Here is an 18,421-nt window from a genome sequence, read left to right as displayed (position 1 = left end):
CCGGGAACCCCTTCAGCGGGCCAGCCCACGCAGCTGGCGCGAGACCACCGACAGCGTGGCCAGGTCGAGCTGCCCCGCCTTGCCCACCTCCTGCAGGGCCGCGCGGGCACGCACGAGCCGCGACGCGTTCGCCTTCTCCCACAGGGCGATGGACTTCTCCACCGACGTCCCCGGGCCGGCCTCGCGCAGCGCGTCGAGCGTGATCGCCCGCAGCGACGCGTACAGGTCGTCGCGCAGGGCGAGCCGGGCGAGCGCGTGCCACCGGTCGCCCCGCTCCAGTGCGGTGACCGACGTGAGCGCCGTGTCGACGCCCAGGTGCTCGGACAGCCCGTAGTAGAGCGCCGCGACCTCCTGCGGCTCCCGCGCCTCCCGGTCGCGCTCCGACAGCTCCGTGAGCTCGACGACGTCGAGCAGCCCGTAGCGGTACACGAGCGCAGCGCACTGCATCGCGGTCCCGGGCTCGATGCCGGCCGCCCTCAGCTCGGCCGCCTTCATCTCGACGCCCGCCAGCTCCCGGCCACGCAGGAACTGCGGCAGCGCCGCACTCAGCTCGCGCACCGTGGACGCGAACCGGCTCACCTCCGCCCCCACCGCGAGCGGCTGCGGACGGTTGGTCAGGAACCAGCGCGAGGCGCGGTCCAGCAGGCGCCGGGTCTCCAGCACGAGCCGGTCCGACACGGCCGTCGGGATCCGCGGCGACCGCAGCTCCTCCCACAACGCCCGCAGGTCGAACACCGCGGTGGTGACGGCGTAGGCCCGCAGCGCGTCGGCCGGGCCTGCCGAGAGCTCCTCGCCCAGCCGGAACGCGTACGTCATCCCGGCGCCGTCGACCATCTCGTTGACCAGCAGCGTCGTGACGATCTCGCGCCGCAGGGGGTGCTGGCGGACAGCGGCGCCGAACCGTTCCCGCACCGCGCGCGGGAAGTACTCCGGCAGCCGCGCCGCGAACGCGGCGACGTCGGGCAGGTCGGTGGCGAGCATCTGCGCGGTCAGGTCGAGCTTGGTGTGGGCCAGCAACGTGGCCAGCTCGGGACTGGTGAGGCCGCTGCCTGCGGCTTCCAGCGCGCTGAAGCCTTCGCTGTCGGGCAGTACCTCGAGCTCGCGGTCGAGCCCGCGCCGCGCCTCGAGGTCGGAGGTGAGCCGCGCGTGCACGCTGACCATCTCCGCCGAGTGGGCCCGCGCGATGCCCAGGACCCCGTTCTGGTCGCGGTTGTCCTCGAGGACGAGCTGCCCCACCTCGTCGGTCATCTCCAGCAGGACCGCGTCGCGGGCCTCCCGGTCGAGCTCGCCCGAGGCCACGAGGCGATCCAGCAGGATCTTGATGTTGACCTCGTGGTCGGAGCAGTCGACGCCCGCCGAGTTGTCGATCGCGTCTGTGTTGATCTTCCCGCCCCGCCGCGCGAACTCGATACGCCCGCGCTGGGTCAGCCCCAGGTTGCCCCCCTCGCCGACGACCTTGACCCGCAGTTCGGAGGCGTCGGCCCGCACGGCGTCGTTGGCCTTGTCCCCCGCGTCGGCGTGCGACTCGTCCGACGCCTTCACGTAGGTGCCGATACCGCCGTTCCAGAGGAGGTCGGCCGGCGCACGCAGGATCGCCGCGATCAGCTCGGGCGGGCTCAGCCGGTCGACGCCCTCGGCGATGCCGAGCGCGGCGCGGATCTCCGGCCCGATGGGCACCGACTTCGCCGTGCGGGGCCACACCCCGCCGCCCGTGCTGATCATCGACCGGTCGTAGTCGTCCCACGACGAGCGCGGCAGTGCGAACAGCCGCTCCCGCTCGGCGTAGCTCGCCGCCGGGTCCGGGTCCGGGTCGACGAAGACGTGCCGGTGGTCGAACGCGGCGAGCAGCCGGATGTGGCGTGAGAGCAGCATGCCGTTGCCGAACACGTCACCGGACATGTCCCCGACGCCGACAACGGTGAACCCCTCCGTCTGGGTGTCGACGCCCAGCTCCCGGAAGTGCCGCTTCACGCTCTCCCAGGCGCCCTTGGCGGTGATGCCCATCGCCTTGTGGTCGTAGCCGACCGATCCGCCGGAGGCGAACGCGTCACCCAGCCAGAACCCGTACGACGCGGCGACGTCGTTGGCCACGTCGGAGAACTTCGCCGTGCCCTTGTCGGCGGCGACGACGAGGTACGAGTCGTCCCCGTCGTGGCGCACCACGTCCGGTGGCGGGACGGTCTCGGTGACCCCGTCCGCTCGTACGACGAGGTTGTCCGTGACGTCCAGGAGGCCGGAGATGAACGTCCGGTAGCAGAACTCGACCTCCTCCGGCCCGGCGTCGTCGCGCCGGACGATGAAGCCGCCCTTCGCCCCGACCGGGACGATCACCGCGTTCTTCACGGCCTGCGCCTTGACCAGGCCCAGGATCTCGGTGCGGTAGTCCTGCGGCCGGTCCGAGTACCGCAGGCCCCCGCGGGCCACCGGCCCGAACCGCAGGTGCACACCCTCCACCCGCGGCGAGTACACGAAGATCTCGAACCTCGGCCGCGGGGCCGGCATCCCGGGCACCTCGCCGGGGTTCAGCTTGAACGAGAAGAACGCGCGGTCGCGGAACCAGTTGGTCCGCAGCGTCGCGGTGATCATCGCGAGGTAGCCGCGCAGGATGCGGTCGGCGTCCAGCCCGGTGACGGCATCGATGAGCCCGCGCACGTCGGCGAGGGCGGCGAGCACCTCCCGATCCCGCTCATCGAGCCCGGGTGCGAACCGCGCGCGGAACAGCGCCATGAGCGCACGGGCGACCGCCGGGTACGCGAGCAGCGTGTTGGCCATGTAATTCGGCCCGTACGGGCTCCCGAGCTGGCGCGCGTAGCGGGCGTACGCCCGCAGCACGGCGGCCTCGCGCCACGGCAGCCCGGCCCGCAGCACCAGCGCGGAGAACCGATCGGACTCGGCGTCGCCCGCCCACGCCGCGCGGAACGCCGTGCAGAACGCCTTCACCACCGCGGGGTCGTCGAACGCCGCCCTGGTCGGCTCGTCGACCTGCAGCCCGAAGTCGTAGAGGAAGCACCGCAACCCGTCGGGGCGCGCGAACTCCGACGGGCGCTCGTCGAGCACGTCGACGCCGAGCTGCTGCAGCAGCGGCAACACGGCGGTGAGCGACGCAGGCGCGCCCGCGAGGTAGAGGGTGAACCGCGGCTCGCCGTCGACGGTGAGGTACATGCGGGTGTCGAACGCACCCGGCTCCGACAGGGCCGCGATCCGGCGCAGGTCCTCGACGGCGTGCTGCGGGGCGACGGCGGCCTTGTACGGCTCCGGCACGCCGGGCAGGAGCGCGGCCACCCCGGCGGTGTCGGGCTGCGAGAGCAGGCGGTCGTCCCAGGTGCGGACCGCCTCGGTGAGCTCGTCCTGCAGCGCCGCAACGTCGACGTCACCGAAGCCGACGGCGTCGGGCTCGGTCAGGACCGTGAAATGCACCATCGCGAGGCTCGACTCCGACAGGCGCACCGTGAACTCGACGTGCCGGCCTCCCAGCCGGCGCTGCAGCACGTCGGACATCCGGATCCGGGCGTCCGTGGCGTAGCGGTCCCGCGGCACGTACACGAGGCACGAGATGAACCGCCGGTACGGGTCGGGGCGCATGAAAAGCCGCACGGCCCGGCGGCCGGCCACCGCGAGCACACCGACCGCGGTGTCGTGCAGCCGCTGCTCGCCCACCGCGAACAGCTCCTCCCGCGGCAGGCCGGAGATCACCTCGAGCATCCGCTGCCCCGAGTACGACTCCAGTGGGAAGCCCGCCCGGTGGATCGCGTCGCGCACCCGCCGCTCGACCACCGGGATGTCCAGCACGCTCTCGTACAGCGCCGGCACGGTGAGCAGGCCGAGGAAACGGTGCTCGCCGACGAGCAGGCCGCCGGCGTCGAAGGTCCGGATCGCGAGGTAGTACGGGTGCACGGGGCGCAACGGGCTCGGCGCGCTGGCCCGGGTCATCACCAGGAGCTCGACCTGGCCCTCGGCCTTCTCGACCTTCGGCGCGAACTTGCCGGCGATCGTCGAGCCCTTGCGGAGCACGCCGAGGCCCGACTCCGGTTCGACGCGCAGCTCGCCGTCGCCGACGCGGAAGTGCTGGTAGCCGAGGAACGTGAAGTGGCCGTCGGCGAGCCAGCGCAGCAGCTCCGCGACGTCGGCCGGGTCGGTGCCGTCGGGCACCGGGGACCGGCGCGGCAGCTCCTCGGCCACCTGTAGCGCCCGCTGCACCATCGGGTCGGCATCCTCGACGACCTCGCGGACGTCGCGCAGCGCACGCGCCAACGCCTGCTCCAGCTCGGCCCGGTCGACGTCACCGGGCAGCAGGTCGAGGTGGATCCACGACTCGACGAGCGCGTCGGCGGGCGGTGCCGCCGGGTCGGCCTCGGTGAGCACCTGCGTGAGCGCACCGGTGGGGCCGCGCCGCACGACGACGATCGGATGGATCACCCGCTGAACGTCGCCGCCCGCCCGGGCCACGGCCGCCAGCAACGACTCGACGAGGAACGGCATGTCGTCGGTGACGATCTCGACGACCGATCCCGCGTCCGCTCCCTCCTGGGGATCCCGCACGCGGATCAGCGGCTCCCTGGCAGCCCGCACGCGGGCGAGCTGCAGGTGGCCGCGGGCCGCGCCCAGCAGCAGCGGCAGGTGGTCACCACGCTGCAGATCAGGGGCGTGCCGCGCGTACAGCGCCCCCAGGTCGGCAAGTTCAGGGTCGATCGGCTCGGGATCGGTAGCGGGCGTCTCCGCCTGCTCCCGGGTCCGGCTCGTCACATTCAGCTCCGGGTCTCGCCGACGGCGTACTCGCTGCGCCGTCGTGGGGCGCCCGCGGGGCAGCGGGCTCGCCAGCCACCCTAGCCCTGCTCGCCCCGCTCGAATCCGGCTCGTCGAGGGCAGGGCCCGCGGCCGCAACCCCACGCTTGCAAGCCTCCGCATACCGGCGGTTGCACGGGTCAGATCCCGCGGTACGCCGCCAGCGCGCCGGCGAGGAGGTCGGCGATCCCGAGCCCTTCGGTCGACTCCGTCCGGTCCGCCTGGCCCCGCTCCGATGCCGTGGCCTGCTCATCGCTCTTCTCGACAACTCCGGTGGCGCTGTCTGCGTCGCGCTTCGCGCGCCGCCCCGCCCCGCCGGCCTCGCGACCGGCACCGTTCGCCACCCCGTTGCCGGTCGACCCGTTCCCGACCGCCCCGTTCCCGAGCGAGCCGTTGCCGTGCGAGCCGTTGCCGTGCGAGCCGTTGCCGTGCGAGCCGTTGCCGGCCGATCCGTTCCCGTGCGAACCGTTCCCGGCCGGTCCCGTGCTCGACGGCCCCTCACCGCTGCGGCGGCGGGAACCTCCTCGGGCCTCGGCGGACTTCGTCGGCACCTGCCTGCCGGGCACCTGATCCTGGTCGTCGGCACGGCGCCGACGACCAGGCGCACCGGCATCGGCGCGCGCCGACCCGGCCGATGCCGCCCGGTCGGCACCGTGGCGGTTCGGGCTCTCGGCGTCGCCGGAGAAGGGCCAGCGTGGCGACTCACCGGCGGTGGCCGCCTCGACACCCTGATCCGCGTCCGGTCCCTGGGCTCCGCGCGGTCCGCGCTCCTGCCGGCCCGCCTGCGCCGCCGCCCGGTACTGCTGACCGCGTGCCTCGGACATGGTCGTGGTGAGGTCGTCCCACGGGTCGCCGGCCGGGTTTCCGCGGCGCTGCTCGTCGGCCGTGTCGCGCGGGACGGCCGGGGTGAGCGGCTGCAGGATCTGCGCTCCCACCGGGCCGTCCGAGTCGTGCACCGCCACGCGCAGCTGCGCGCCGGGAAGCTCCTCCGCGGCCACGAACCCGTCCAGCAGGCCGGGCAACGTGCGATGCATCCAATCGGTGGCATCGGCGCGGGCCCAGCCCGCACGTGTGACGACGAGCGCGTCCGAGTCGCCGAACCGGGATCGGGCTCCCTCCGGGAGCCGATCAGCGAGCAGGTCGGCGACGGACCGCACCACCGCCGCCGCCCGCGGTCCCGCGAAGCGTCGCCCGTCCCGCGCGATGTCGACGACCACGGCGGACCCGTCGCCGCCGTCGGACGGCAACGTCTCGACCCGAGGCGTCTCGACCCGAGGCGTCTCGAGCCGAGGTGGCCCGCCGACCCCGATGCCGCTGAGTGCCCGGTCGAGCTCGGCGAGCGCGGCCTGCAACCAGCCGTCGGAGTCGTCGGAGCCGCCGCCGGCCGGAGCCGGGGCGACGACCGGTTCCACTTCGGTGGGCTCGTCCGAGCCGGACTCGTCCGAGCGAGGCGTCGACGGCTCGGCGGCCGCCGGTTCCTCGGCGCGGCGCCGCGCACCGCCGCCGGCGCGTCTGCCTCCGGCCCGGCCGCCCTCGTCACCACCGGCATCGTCGGGGTCTCCCGGCCGGCCGTGGCGCCCGCGCGCGGGGCGCTCGTCGGCCACGTCCGCGCGCTCGTCATCGGGACGCGAACGCCGCCGCGAGCGGCCGGGCCGCTCCTGCCCTCCCGGGTCGTCGTTCAACCGGGCGCTCTCGGAGCGCCCCGCCGGAGCCGACGCGGTGTCGTCCCGCTCCTCACGGGCACGGTGCGACCGTCGGCGGCCCGTGTGGGCTGACCGGCCTCCGCGGCGCGCCCGTGGCTGCTCCTCGCCCGCCCGGTCCGCGTCGAGTGCCGGCACCCAGCCCGACGAGATGGCCGGCTCGTCGGAGCGGTGCGCCGGCGCACCGACGGACTTCCCGTTGCGATGGGCCGAACCGTTCTCCGACGGCCCTGCCGAACTGGCCCGCAGACTCCGGATGAGCAGGTCACCGATCGGGGATTCACCGGCCCCGCCACTCCACGGGACGGCGTCCCACGCGGCCGGTCGCTCCTCGGCGGCGGCCGGCTCGGCCTCGGCGACGGGCGAGGGCTCGGCGACGGGCGAGGGCTCGGCGACGGGCGAGGGCTCGGCGGGCAGCCGCTCGAGCCGCGACTTCCCGTGCTCCTGGCCTTCCGCCCGGTTCGCCTTGAGCTTCCGGTCGCCACGTGTGATCGCAGGCAACACCGTCGTCGCATCGGCGCTGATCGGCTCGTCGGCACGGGTGCCGGCAGCGGCTCCCGCCCGTTCCCGGCGTCGCTTCGACTGCTCGGGCTCGACCGCCAGCTCGGCCAGGGCCGCCAGGAAACGCCGAGACCGGGCGCGGTCGCGGCGCTCGGCCCCGACCGCGAGCTGCAGCTCCTCCAGCGCGACGTCGAGCCGCTCCGCCCGCTCGTGCAACGCACCGAGCGCCGTGCGGCAGACCGCCTCGAGGTCCGGCACGTCGCTGCCTGCGGCGTCCGCGGCCGCTTGTGCGAGCAGCTGCCCGGTATCCGCGCGGGTGTCCTGCGCTGCGAGCACCCTGGTGACCGTGAGCCTCAGAAGCGCCAGCTGGCGGGTGGGACGCCCCTGCTCCGACAGCCGGGGCAGCAGCGCGCCACAGCCGTCCCGCGCATCGGTGACCCGCCCGGCGTCCAGCAGCGCGGAGATCCACTCCGCGGCGAGCGCCGCCGCCAGGTGGCCCGACGGGGTGCCCGCGCCTACGCGGGCCCGCTCCAACCGGGCGAGCCCCTCGGCCGCGTGGTCGACGGCCGACGCGGGCCGCCCGGCACGCCGCTCCACGACCGCCCTCACCAGCGCCACCGACGCGCCGCCGAGATGGGCCGCAGCGCCGCCGACCGTGTCCCACGCGGCGTCGGCGGAGTCGAGCACCGCCGCCACCCCGTCGGGCGCGTCCTCGACGGCGCACCGGGCGTGGGCGCAGAGCAGGTCGGCCGTCAGCTCGGGGTCGAGGTCGTCGGCCTGCACGCCGGCGATGAGCCGGCGGGCGAACTCGACCTCACCCGCGCCCGCCGCCACCATCGCCAGCTCGATCCGGAGGCGGTGGGCCGCGGCGCCGGTGAGCGCGTCGCTCCCCCAGCGGCCCAAGCCTGCGAGCACGCGGCAGGCGGTCTCACGCCCGTCGCCGGTGGCGGCGCGGGCGTGCACGGCCCAACCCGCCGCGGCCAGCCAACGATCCTGCCGGCCGGTGGCAGACGCCTCCTCGAGCACGTGGTCGGCCAGCTCGGCCGTGAGATCGGGACGGGCCCACCGAAGTGCCGCAGCCGCCTCGACGAGGTCTGCGTCCACCCGTGGTACCGCTCCGATCCCTCTGCCTTCGGCACGCGTCGACCCCACGTGACCTCCTGAAGTGCCGGGATCCACCTCCCGGGCCGGCAAACGATCACCAGCCGGGGGATGCATAGCTCTCAGTCGCGAGTCAGCTTACGGTGCGTCACTCGGTGCGGTCGCGCGGCCTCCGCACCCATACGTTCGATCTTGTTGCGCTCGTACGCCTCGAAGTTGCCCTCGAACCAGAACCACGAGGCCGGGTTCTCGTCGGTGCCCTCCCACGCCAGGATGTGCGTGACGACGCGGTCGAGGAACCAGCGGTCGTGCGAGATCACCACGGCGCACCCTGGGAACTGCTCCAGCGCGTTCTCCAGCGACCCCAGCGTCTCCACGTCGAGGTCGTTGGTGGGCTCGTCGAGCAGGATCAGGTTGCCGCCCTGCTTGAGCGTGAGGGCGAGGTTCAGGCGGTTGCGCTCGCCGCCGGACAGGACGCCCGCCGGCTTCTGCTGGTCCGGCCCCTTGAACCCGAACGCCGCCACGTAGGCGCGCGAGGGCATCTCCACGTTGCCGACCTTGATGTGGTCGAGCCCGTCGGAGACGACCTCCCAGACGTTCTTCTTCGGGTCGATCCCGGCCCGGTTCTGGTCGACGTAGGACAGCCGGACGGTGTCGCCGATCCGGACCGTGCCGGAGTCCGGTTCCTCCAACCCGACGATCGTCTTGAACAGCGTGGTCTTGCCCACACCGTTCGGGCCGATCACGCCGACGATCCCGTTGCGCGGCAGCGAGAACGACAGGTCCTTGATCAGGACCCGGCCGTCGAAGCCCTTGTCGAGGTGATCGACCTCGACGACCACGTTGCCCAGCCGCGGCCCCGGCGGGATCTGGATCTCCTCGAAGTCGAGCTTGCGGTACTGCGCGGCCTCGGCGGCCATCTCCTCGTAGCGCTGCAGGCGGGCCCGGCTCTTCGCCTGCCGCGCCTTCGCGCCCGACCGGACCCACGCCAGCTCGGAGACCAGCCGCTTCTGCAGCTTGGCGTCCTTGCGCCCCGTGACGGCGAGTCGCTCGGCCTTCTTCTCCAGGTAGGTGGAGTAGTTGCCCTCGTAGCCGATGGCCCGGCCACGGTCGAGCTCCATGATCCACTCGGCGACGTTGTCGAGGAAGTACCGGTCGTGGGTGACCGCGAGGATGGCGCCGGGGTAGCTCGCGAGGTGCTGCTCCAGCCACAGCACGCTCTCCGCGTCGAGGTGGTTGGTCGGCTCGTCGAGCAGCAGCAGGTCGGGCTTGCTCAGCAGCAGCTTGCACAGCGCGACCCGGCGCCGTTCCCCACCGGACAGCTGGGTGACCGGCGCATCCGGCGGCGGGCACCGCAGAGCGTCCATCGCCTGCTCGAGCTGGGAGTCGAGCTCCCACGCGTCGTTGTGGTCGAGGATCTCCTGGAGCCGGCCCATCTCCTCCATCAGCTCGTCGGAGTAGTCGGTGGCCATCTCCTCGGCGATCTGGTTATAGCGATCGAGCTGCTGCTTGATCTCGCCGAGGCCCTCCTCCACGTTGCCGAGGACCGTCTTCTCCTCGTTCAGCGGCGGCTCCTGCTGGAGGATGCCGACCGTGGCGCCGGGGGCCAGGATGGCGTCGCCGTTGTTCGGCTGCTCGAGGCCCGCCATGATCTTGAGCACGGTCGACTTCCCGGCGCCGTTGGGTCCGACGACGCCGATCTTCGCTCCGGGCAGGAAGTTCAGAGTGACGTTGTCGAGGATGACCTTGTCGCCATGGGCCTTGCGGACCCTTTGCATGCTGTAGATGAACTCCGCCACGTGTCGATGGTAGTTGCGGCCGGTCAGGCCCTGACGGCGCCCTCACCGGCGAGCACGCTCACCCGACGATCGCCGTCTGCGCCTGCGGGAGCACCGCCGCCAGTGCGCGGCGGCTCGCCCGACGGGTCCGTGACTGCGCCGGACGGCGCCTCCGCGCCCGGCGGGGCGTCGGCCGCTGCCCCTCTGGTGCGCGTGACGACGGCGGTGGACCACCGGAGATCCGGCCCCACCGCCCCCGCACTGATCTCCAGCCGTCGCTCGACACGGCCGTCCCGCTCGAAGCTCGGATTGACCAGCTTGCCGTGCACGATCACCGGATCCCCGATCCGGAGCGACAGGATCACGTTCTCGGCCAGCTGCCGCCAGCAGGTGACGGTCAGGTAGACCGGTTCCGCCTCGTTCCACTCCTCCGCCGCGCGGTTGAAGTACCGCTCCGTACTGGCGATCCGGAACCGCACACCTGTGCCGTTCTTCGACGCGAGCCGCTCCGGCTTCGTCGCGATCCGCCCCGGCACCGTGACGTAAATCGTGCTCATCGTCCCTGCTCCTCGCTCGTGTCCGGCGGCCCGTCGGGCCACGTACTTCGAGCGTGCGCCGCATGCGGCCGGAAAACGAGACCGAAGCCGGAACTGTGGATGGCCGAGGTACGACGTGGACAACTCGCGCCTGAATGGCCGGCGTTGTCGGATCCCCGTGCAATGATGGGCAGAAAAAAGTGGGCCCCCGCCTGACGGCGGGGGCCCACAACACGTTGAATGTCGGCGGCGACCTACTCTCCCACACCCTAACGAGTGCAGTACCATCGGCGCTGGAGGGCTTAGCTTCCGGGTTCGGGATGGGACCGGGCGTTCCCCCTCCGCCAAAACCACCGACAACACTATCAAATTGTAAAACCCCAAAACGGGTTGCAATGTGGATGCGATTATGTGCTCAGGGTCGCACAGTGGATGCAAACAACTCGTCATGAACAAGCCCTCGGCCTATTAGTACCAGTCAACTCCACCCATTGCTGGGCTTCCATCTCTGGCCTATCAACCCAGTGGTCTGCTGGGGGCCTTAACCACGCAAGGTGGTGGGAGACCTCATCTTGGAACGAGCTTCCCGCTTAGATGCCTTCAGCGGTTATCCCTTCCGAACATAGCCAACCAGCCGTGCTCCTGGCGGAACAACTGGCACACCAGAGGTTCGTCCGTCCCGGTCCTCTCGTACTAGGGACAGCCTTCCTCAAGTCTCCTGCGCGCGCGGCGGATAGGGACCGAACTGTCTCACGACGTTCTAAACCCAGCTCGCGTACCGCTTTAATGGGCGAACAGCCCAACCCTTGGGACCTACTCCAGCCCCAGGATGCGACGAGCCGACATCGAGGTGCCAAACCATGCCGTCGATATGGACTCTTGGGCAAGATCAGCCTGTTATCCCCGGGGTACCTTTTATCCGTTGAGCGACACCCCTTCCACCAGGAGGTGCCGGATCACTAGTCCCGACTTTCGTCCCTGCTCGACCTGTCAGTCTCACAGTCAAGCTCCCTTGTGCACTTACACTCAACACCTGATTGCCAACCAGGCTGAGGGAACCTTTGGGCGCCTCCGTTACACTTTGGGAGGCAACCGCCCCAGTTAAACTACCCACCAGGCACTGTCCCTGAACCAGATCATGGCCCGAGGTTGAGACACCCAATTCGACCAGAGTGGTATTTCAACAACGACTCCACCATCACTGGCGTGACAGCTTCACAGTCTCCCACCTATCCTACACAAGCCGAACCGAGCACCAATACCAAGCTGTAGTAAAGGTCCCGGGGTCTTTCCGTCCTGCCGCGCGTAACGAGCATCTTTACTCGTAGTGCAATTTCGCCGAGTCTGTGGTCGAGACAGCGCCCAAGTCGTTACGCCATTCGTGCAGGTCGGAACTTACCCGACAAGGAATTTCGCTACCTTAGGATGGTTATAGTTACCACCGCCGTTTACTGGCGCTTAAATTCTCCGCTTCGCCCCCGAAGGGACTAACAGGTCCTCTTAACGTTCCAGCACCGGGCAGGCGTCAGTCCGTATACATCGTCTTGCGACTTCGCACGGACCTGTGTTTTTAGTAAACAGTCGCTTGGGCCTGGTCTCTGCGGCCGGCTGCCCCTAGCCCGAAAAGGGCTTCAGAGCCTCCGGCCCCCCTTCTCCCGAAGTTACGGGGGCATTTTGCCGAGTTCCTTAACCACAGTTCACTCGATCGCCTTGGTATTCTCTACCTGACCACCTGTGTCGGTTTAGGGTACGGGCCGCAACAGCACTCGCTAGAGGCTTTTCTCGGCAGCATGGGATCATCCTACTTCGCCTCAATCGGCTACGCATCACCTCTCACCCTTGATGACATGCGGATTTACCTACATGTCGGGCTACAGGCTTACACCAGGACTACCACCGCCTGGCGGGACTACCCTCCTGCGTCACCCCATCGCTTGCCTACTACCGGATCGGGTCCCACGCTCCCCCAACAAGCCAGCCCGAAGGCCAGCAAGCGGGTTCGGATGGTTAGCATCACCGGCCTCAGCACGGACGCACTGTCACGGGCACGGGAATATCAACCCGTTGTCCATCGACTACGCCTGTCGGCCTCGCCTTAGGTCCCGGCTCACCCTGGGCGGATTAACCTGGCCCAGGAACCCTTGGTCATTCGGCGGCAGAGGTTCTCACTCTGCATTCGCTACTCATGCCTGCATTCTCACTCCCACACCCTCCACCCCTAGGTCACCCCGAGGCTTCACTGGATGCAGGACGCTCCCCTACCCAACACCACGACTACACAACCCCCCCGAAGAGGAGAAGCGGATCTATTGTGGCATTGCCACGGCTTCGGCGGTGTGCTTGAGCCCCGCTACATTGTCGGCGCAGGACCACTTGACCAGTGAGCTATTACGCACTCTTTAAAGGGTGGCTGCTTCTAAGCCAACCTCCTGGTTGTCTGGGCGATCCCACATCCTTTCCCACTTAGCACACGCTTAGGGGCCTTAGCCGGTGATCTGGGCTGTTTCCCTCTCGACTACGAAGCTTATCCCCCGCAGTCTCACTGCCGCGCTAGAAATACCGGCATTCGGAGTTTGGCTGAGTTCAGTAAGCTTGTCGGCCCCCTAGCCCATCCAGTGCTCTACCTCCGGCATCCACCACGCAACGCTGCACCTAAATGCATTTCGGGGAGAACCAGCTATCACGGAGTTTGATTGGCCTTTCACCCCTACCCACAGCTCATCCCCCAGGTTTTCAACCCTGGTGGGTTCGGGCCTCCACGACGTCTTACCGTCGCTTCACCCTGGCCATGGGTAGATCACTCCGCTTCGGGTCTACACCCCGCGACTACACGCCCTATTCAGACTCGCTTTCGCTACGGCTACCCCACACGGGTTAACCTCGCCACGAAGCATAACTCGCAGGCTCATTCTTCAAAAGGCACGCCATCACTTCGAAAAGCTCTGACGGCTTGTAGGCACACGGTTTCAGGTACTATTTCACTCCCCTCCCGGGGTACTTTTCATCTTTCCCTCACGGTACTAGTCCGCTATCGGTCATCAGGGAGTATTTAGGCTTACCGGGTGGTCCCGGCAGATTCACAGCAAATTCCACGAGCTCGCTGCTACTCGGGAACAACGTCCATAGCGCGTGCGGAGTTTTCGCGTACGGGGCTCTCACCCACTACGGCGACCCTTTCCAGAAGTCTTCCACTAACACCACACCACACCATCTGGAGCTCGGCAGAACCCCAACGACGAAATCCCACAACACCCCAGCCGCAACGCCTGCCGGCTTGACACGACCAAGGTTTAGCCTCATCCGCTTTCGCTCGCCACTACTCACGGAATCACGGTTGTTTTCTCTTCCTGTGGGTACTGAGATGTTTCACTTCCCCACGTTCCCCCTCATACCCTATGTATTCAGGCATGAGTGACACCCCATGACGGGTGCCGGGTTTCCCCATTCGGAAATCCTCGGATCACAGCTCGGTTGACAGCTCCCCGAGGCCTATCGCGGCCTCCCACGTCCTTCATCGGCTCCTGATGCCTAGACATCCACCATGTGCCCTTAAACACTTATTCACAACAAGATGCTCGCATCCACTATGCAACACTCAACACACAACCACACCCCAACCCACCACGACCACCACCACCCCGACAAAGCAGAGCGTTAGACGATCCAGGCCAGGGGCCAGAAGAAACACCCCAAACAAGGTGTCCCCTCAGGACCCAACAGCGTGCCGAACCCCCGAACCGAAATCCGGAAAACCATGAACCAGACTCTATGTTCCACCCAGCCACACCCACACCACCCCGAAAAAGGCGGCACGAGCATGGAATCAAGGAAAAGGAGAACCAACCCCAACCGAAACCAGAGCTGGCCAACCCCACCACACGGTGAGACTCCTTAGAAAGGAGGTGATCCAGCCGCACCTTCCGGTACGGCTACCTTGTTACGACTTCGTCCCAATCGCCGGTCCCACCTTCGACGACTCCCTCCCACAAGGGGTTAGGCCATCGGCTTCGGGTGTTACCAACTTTCATGACGTGACGGGCGGTGTGTACAAGGCCCGGGAACGTATTCACCGCAGCGTTGCTGATCTGCGATTACTAGCGACTCCAACTTCACGGGGTCGAGTTGCAGACCCCGATCCGAACTGAGACCTACTTTAAGGGATTCGCTCCACCTCGCGGTCTCGCAGCCCTCTGTATAGGCCATTGTAGCATGTGTGAAGCCCTGGACATAAGGGGCATGATGACTTGACGTCATCCCCACCTTCCTCCGAGTTGACCCCGGCAGTCTCCCATGAGTCCCCGGCATAACCCGCTGGCAACATGGAACGAGGGTTGCGCTCGTTGCGGGACTTAACCCAACATCTCACGACACGAGCTGACGACAGCCATGCACCACCTGCACACCAGCCACAAGGGAACGCCTATCTCTAGACGCGTCTAGTGCATGTCAAACCCAGGTAAGGTTCTTCGCGTTGCATCGAATTAATCCACATGCTCCGCCGCTTGTGCGGGCCCCCGTCAATTCCTTTGAGTTTTAGCCTTGCGGCCGTACTCCCCAGGCGGGGCACTTAATGCGTTAGCTGCGGCACAGAGACCGTGGAATGGCCCCCACACCTAGTGCCCACCGTTTACGGCGTGGACTACCAGGGTATCTAATCCTGTTCGCTCCCCACGCTTTCGCTCCTCAGCGTCAGTATCGGCCCAGAGACCCGCCTTCGCCACCGGTGTTCCTCCTGATATCTGCGCATTTCACCGCTACACCAGGAATTCCAGTCTCCCCTGCCGAACTCAAGTGATGCCCGTATCGACCGCACGCTCAGGGTTGAGCCCCAAGTTTTCACGACCGACGTGACACACCGCCTACGAGCTCTTTACGCCCAATAATTCCGGACAACGCTCGCACCCTACGTATTACCGCGGCTGCTGGCACGTAGTTGGCCGGTGCTTCTTCTACCGGTACCGTCAGTCACCCTTCGTCCCGGTCGAAAGAGGTTTACAACCCGAAGGCCGTCATCCCCCACGCGGCGTCGCTGCGTCAGGCTTTCGCCCATTGCGCAATATTCCCCACTGCTGCCTCCCGTAGGAGTCTGGGCCGTATCTCAGTCCCAGTGTGGCCGGTCGCCCTCTCAGGCCGGCTACCCGTCGTCGCCTTGGTAGGCCATCACCCCACCAACAAGCTGATAGGCCGCGGGCCCATCCCCAGCCGAAAAAACTTTCCACCCACTGTCATGCAACAGCAGGTCATATCCGGTATTAGACCCAGTTTCCCGGGCTTATCCCAGAGCTGAGGGCAGGTCACCCACGTGTTACTCACCCGTTCGCCGCTCGTGTACCCCCGAAAGGGCCTTACCGCTCGACTTGCATGTGTTAAGCACGCCGCCAGCGTTCGTCCTGAGCCAGGATCAAACTCTCCAACAAAATCTGGCTCTAGCAAAACCTGCGACGGGGTCGCAGGTAAAACAAACTGGCATAAAACCAATTCATGATAAAGCTCGACACACTGTTGAGTTCTCAAGAGACACCCGCACACCATCGTCCGCCGTTAGGCGTCCTTCCGGGGCTGTTCCCCCACTGTACACCTCCCGATCCGAGTGGATCCGGGGGGTCCCTGTGAGGGGGGCGGTCGGCGGGCCCTGCTGACCGGGGCTCTGAGGCCTTCGTTCTGTCCGGTGTCCCGCTGACGAAGAGAAAGTTACGCGAGGGCTTCCGGGCCAGTCAAATCGCCCCCCTCATAACGCGCTGACCAGCCGAAACCGGCCTCCAGACGTCACTCACCGTGCCTGTTGGCCCCGCCGCGCACGACGAACGGTCAGGCGTCGCGAGCGCCTCCGGACGCCTCCGGCGGGCCTTCCGCGTCGCGTCGACCTGCGGAAACGGCATCGGAGGATGCCTTGAGAGGGGATCCGGTCTCGTTTCGTCGCACCGGCGGCGCCTCTTTCGTGTGACCTGGCTCATGAGCGTTTTCGTCGCTGTGCGCGACGAGCGGCGGTCCACCCGTCGCCAGGCGGCGGAGCATCGCGTTGTAGGCCTCGCGGTCCACGTCTCCGTGCAGGTCTGCTTGTCGATCAGCGCGTCGCGCCGACCGTTCGTCCTGGCGCGACCACTGGATGAGCAACGCGATCACCACGATGAGCAGCGGGATCTCCCCCGCGGCCCAGGCGAGACCGCCGCCGAGCCGCTGGTCGGCCAGCACATCGGGCACCCAGGGCAGGGCGAGGCTGCGGTAGTAGTCCCCGCCCAGCGCCGTGTTGCCGCTCATCACCGCCACGCCGAAGAACGCGTGGAACGGCACGGAGGCGAACACGAGCCCCATCCGGGCCGCGGGCGGCAGCCGTCGCGGCGCGGGGTCGACACCGACGATCGGCCAGAAGAACAGCGCCCCCACCAGCAGGAAGTGCAGGTTCATGACCTTGTGTGCCCAGTGCTCGGGCAGGGCCGCCGGGAAGAGAGCCGAGAAGTACAGCGCGTAGTAGCTGCCGACGAAGAGCACCAGCGCCACCAGCGGATGCGTGAGCAGGCGCGCGACGGGCGAGTGCACGGCTGCCAGCAGCCACTCCCGCGGTCCGGGTGGCCTCGTGCGGCCGGCAGGCGGCAGCGCCCGCAGCGCCAACGTCACCGGCGCCCCGAGCACCAGCAGGATCGGGACCAGCATCCCGAGGATCATGTGCTGGCCCATGTGGACGCTGAACATGGCGGGCCCGTAGCGGCCGAGGCCCGAGCTGGTGGCGAGGAGCAGCGCCGCGCACCCGGTCAGCCACGCCACCGTGCGACCGGTGACCCAGCGGTCGCCGCGGCGGTGCAGCCTCCGCACCCCCAGCAGGTAGGCGGCGGCGAGCACCAGCGCGGCGGTCCCGAAGACCAGGTCGAACCGCCAGTCGAGGGCCAGCCTGGCGAACGTCGGCGGCCCGGCGAGGTCGTAGCCGATCACGACCTCGACGCGCGATGGCGGCGCGGCACCGGTGTCCGGGGGCGCGGTGCGGCCGAGCGCCACGGCGAGGCCGATCGTCGCGAGCATCAGGAGCACCTCGACCCCGCCGAGCCGCATCAGCGCGCCCGGCTCGCCGCGCGCGGCGGGGGCGACCGACGATCGCCGGTGCAGCACCCCCAACAGACCGAGCCCGAGCAGCGCGCCGGCCTTGACCAGCACCAACGTGCCGTAGGTCGATCCGACGAGCGCGCCGAGCGGGATCCGGACGAGAGCGTTGATCACTCCGGTGGCTGCGACGACGAGCCAGCAGGCCAGAGCCAGCCGCGAGTACCGCGGGACCGCGGTGGCCAGCGCCTCGAGCCGGTCGGGGCCGCGCGCCGCCGCGAGCAGCAGCACGGCGACGAGCCCGCCCACCCACAGGGACGCCGCGAGCACGTGCAGCACCAGGCTGTCGGAGGCGACGTCGTGGGCGCCCCCGGTGGAGGAGTGCCCCGTGAACGTCACGGGCAGCGGCCCGAGCAGGGCGATGCCGAAGAGGACCGCGGTCCACCCCCACGTCAGGACGGTGCGGCAGCCGACGAGCACGAGCACCGCCACGAGCGCCGTGACGGCCCAGGTGGTGGCCGGCTCCAGCCGCGGCAGGAGATCGAGCATCGTGGCCGGGTCGAGGAGCTGGTCGACCGGGCGCCCGAGCGCATCGGCCATGCTCAGCGGCACCATCAGCGCCGCGGCCGCGGTCCAGCCCGCCGCGGTCCATGACGCCGCTCGCAAGGCGCGGTAGCCGGCGACGTCCAGGTAGCCCGAGCGCTGCGGGGGCACGAGGAACGCCGCGAGCAGCACCGCCCCGATCGTCAGCACCATGCAGATCTCGGAGACCGCCCGCATCGCCGGCAGCCCGACGATCGTGAGCGTGCCCGGATCCGGCAGGCCCAGCGCCGCCGCGGGCCGGGCCCCGGACAGCGCGGTGAGGCCGGCCGCGACGAGCACGGCGATCATCGCGCCGACGCCGACGAGGCCCGCCACCTCGACGGCCGGCCTGGTGGACGGCTGTGGACTGGCGGGCTCGACGTGCGCCATGCACCCCAGGCTATGCCGT

The 18,421-nt window shown here is 68.8% G+C and carries 5 protein-coding genes and 3 rRNA genes; all 8 read right to left on the bottom strand.

What is annotated here, in order from left to right:
* Positions 1 to 12: 12 nt before the first annotated feature.
* Positions 13 to 4,743, bottom strand: a complete 4,731-nt coding sequence (locus tag FHX44_RS25830; RefSeq protein WP_246170587.1) for an NAD-glutamate dehydrogenase — start codon at positions 4,741 to 4,743, stop codon at positions 13 to 15.
* 179 nt (positions 4,744 to 4,922) lie between these two features.
* Positions 4,923 to 8,087: a hypothetical protein gene (locus FHX44_RS42310; protein WP_170308683.1), complete on the bottom strand. Its 3,165-nt coding sequence runs from the start codon at positions 8,085 to 8,087 to the stop codon at positions 4,923 to 4,925.
* Between the two features lie 119 nt (positions 8,088 to 8,206).
* Positions 8,207 to 9,883 (bottom strand): energy-dependent translational throttle protein EttA, encoded by a 1,677-nt coding sequence (ettA, locus tag FHX44_RS25820; RefSeq protein ID WP_147258173.1) that lies wholly within the window; start codon positions 9,881 to 9,883, stop codon positions 8,207 to 8,209.
* Positions 9,884 to 9,906: 23 nt separating this feature from the next.
* Complete coding sequence (locus FHX44_RS25815) at positions 9,907 to 10,419, bottom strand: single-stranded DNA-binding protein (RefSeq protein ID WP_147258172.1); 513 nt, start codon at positions 10,417 to 10,419, stop codon at positions 9,907 to 9,909.
* 220 nt (positions 10,420 to 10,639) lie between these two features.
* Positions 10,640 to 10,756 (bottom strand): 5S ribosomal RNA (gene rrf / locus FHX44_RS25810).
* A gap of 90 nt (positions 10,757 to 10,846) precedes the next feature.
* Positions 10,847 to 13,961, bottom strand: a 23S ribosomal RNA gene (locus FHX44_RS25805).
* A gap of 332 nt (positions 13,962 to 14,293) precedes the next feature.
* A 16S ribosomal RNA gene (locus FHX44_RS25800) occupies positions 14,294 to 15,815 on the bottom strand.
* Together the 16S, 23S and 5S rRNA genes form the textbook arrangement of a ribosomal RNA operon.
* Positions 15,816 to 16,206: 391 nt before the next feature.
* Complete coding sequence (locus FHX44_RS25795) at positions 16,207 to 18,402, bottom strand: bifunctional copper resistance protein CopD/cytochrome c oxidase assembly protein (protein WP_147258171.1); 2,196 nt, start codon at positions 18,400 to 18,402, stop codon at positions 16,207 to 16,209.
* Positions 18,403 to 18,421 lie beyond the last annotated feature (19 nt).

This window comes from Pseudonocardia hierapolitana (genome assembly GCF_007994075.1).
GTDB classification, from domain to species: Bacteria; Actinomycetota; Actinomycetes; order Mycobacteriales; family Pseudonocardiaceae; genus Pseudonocardia; species Pseudonocardia hierapolitana.
Note: the sequence above shows the minus strand (reverse complement) of the source record. Positions and strands in the feature narration are given on the sequence as shown.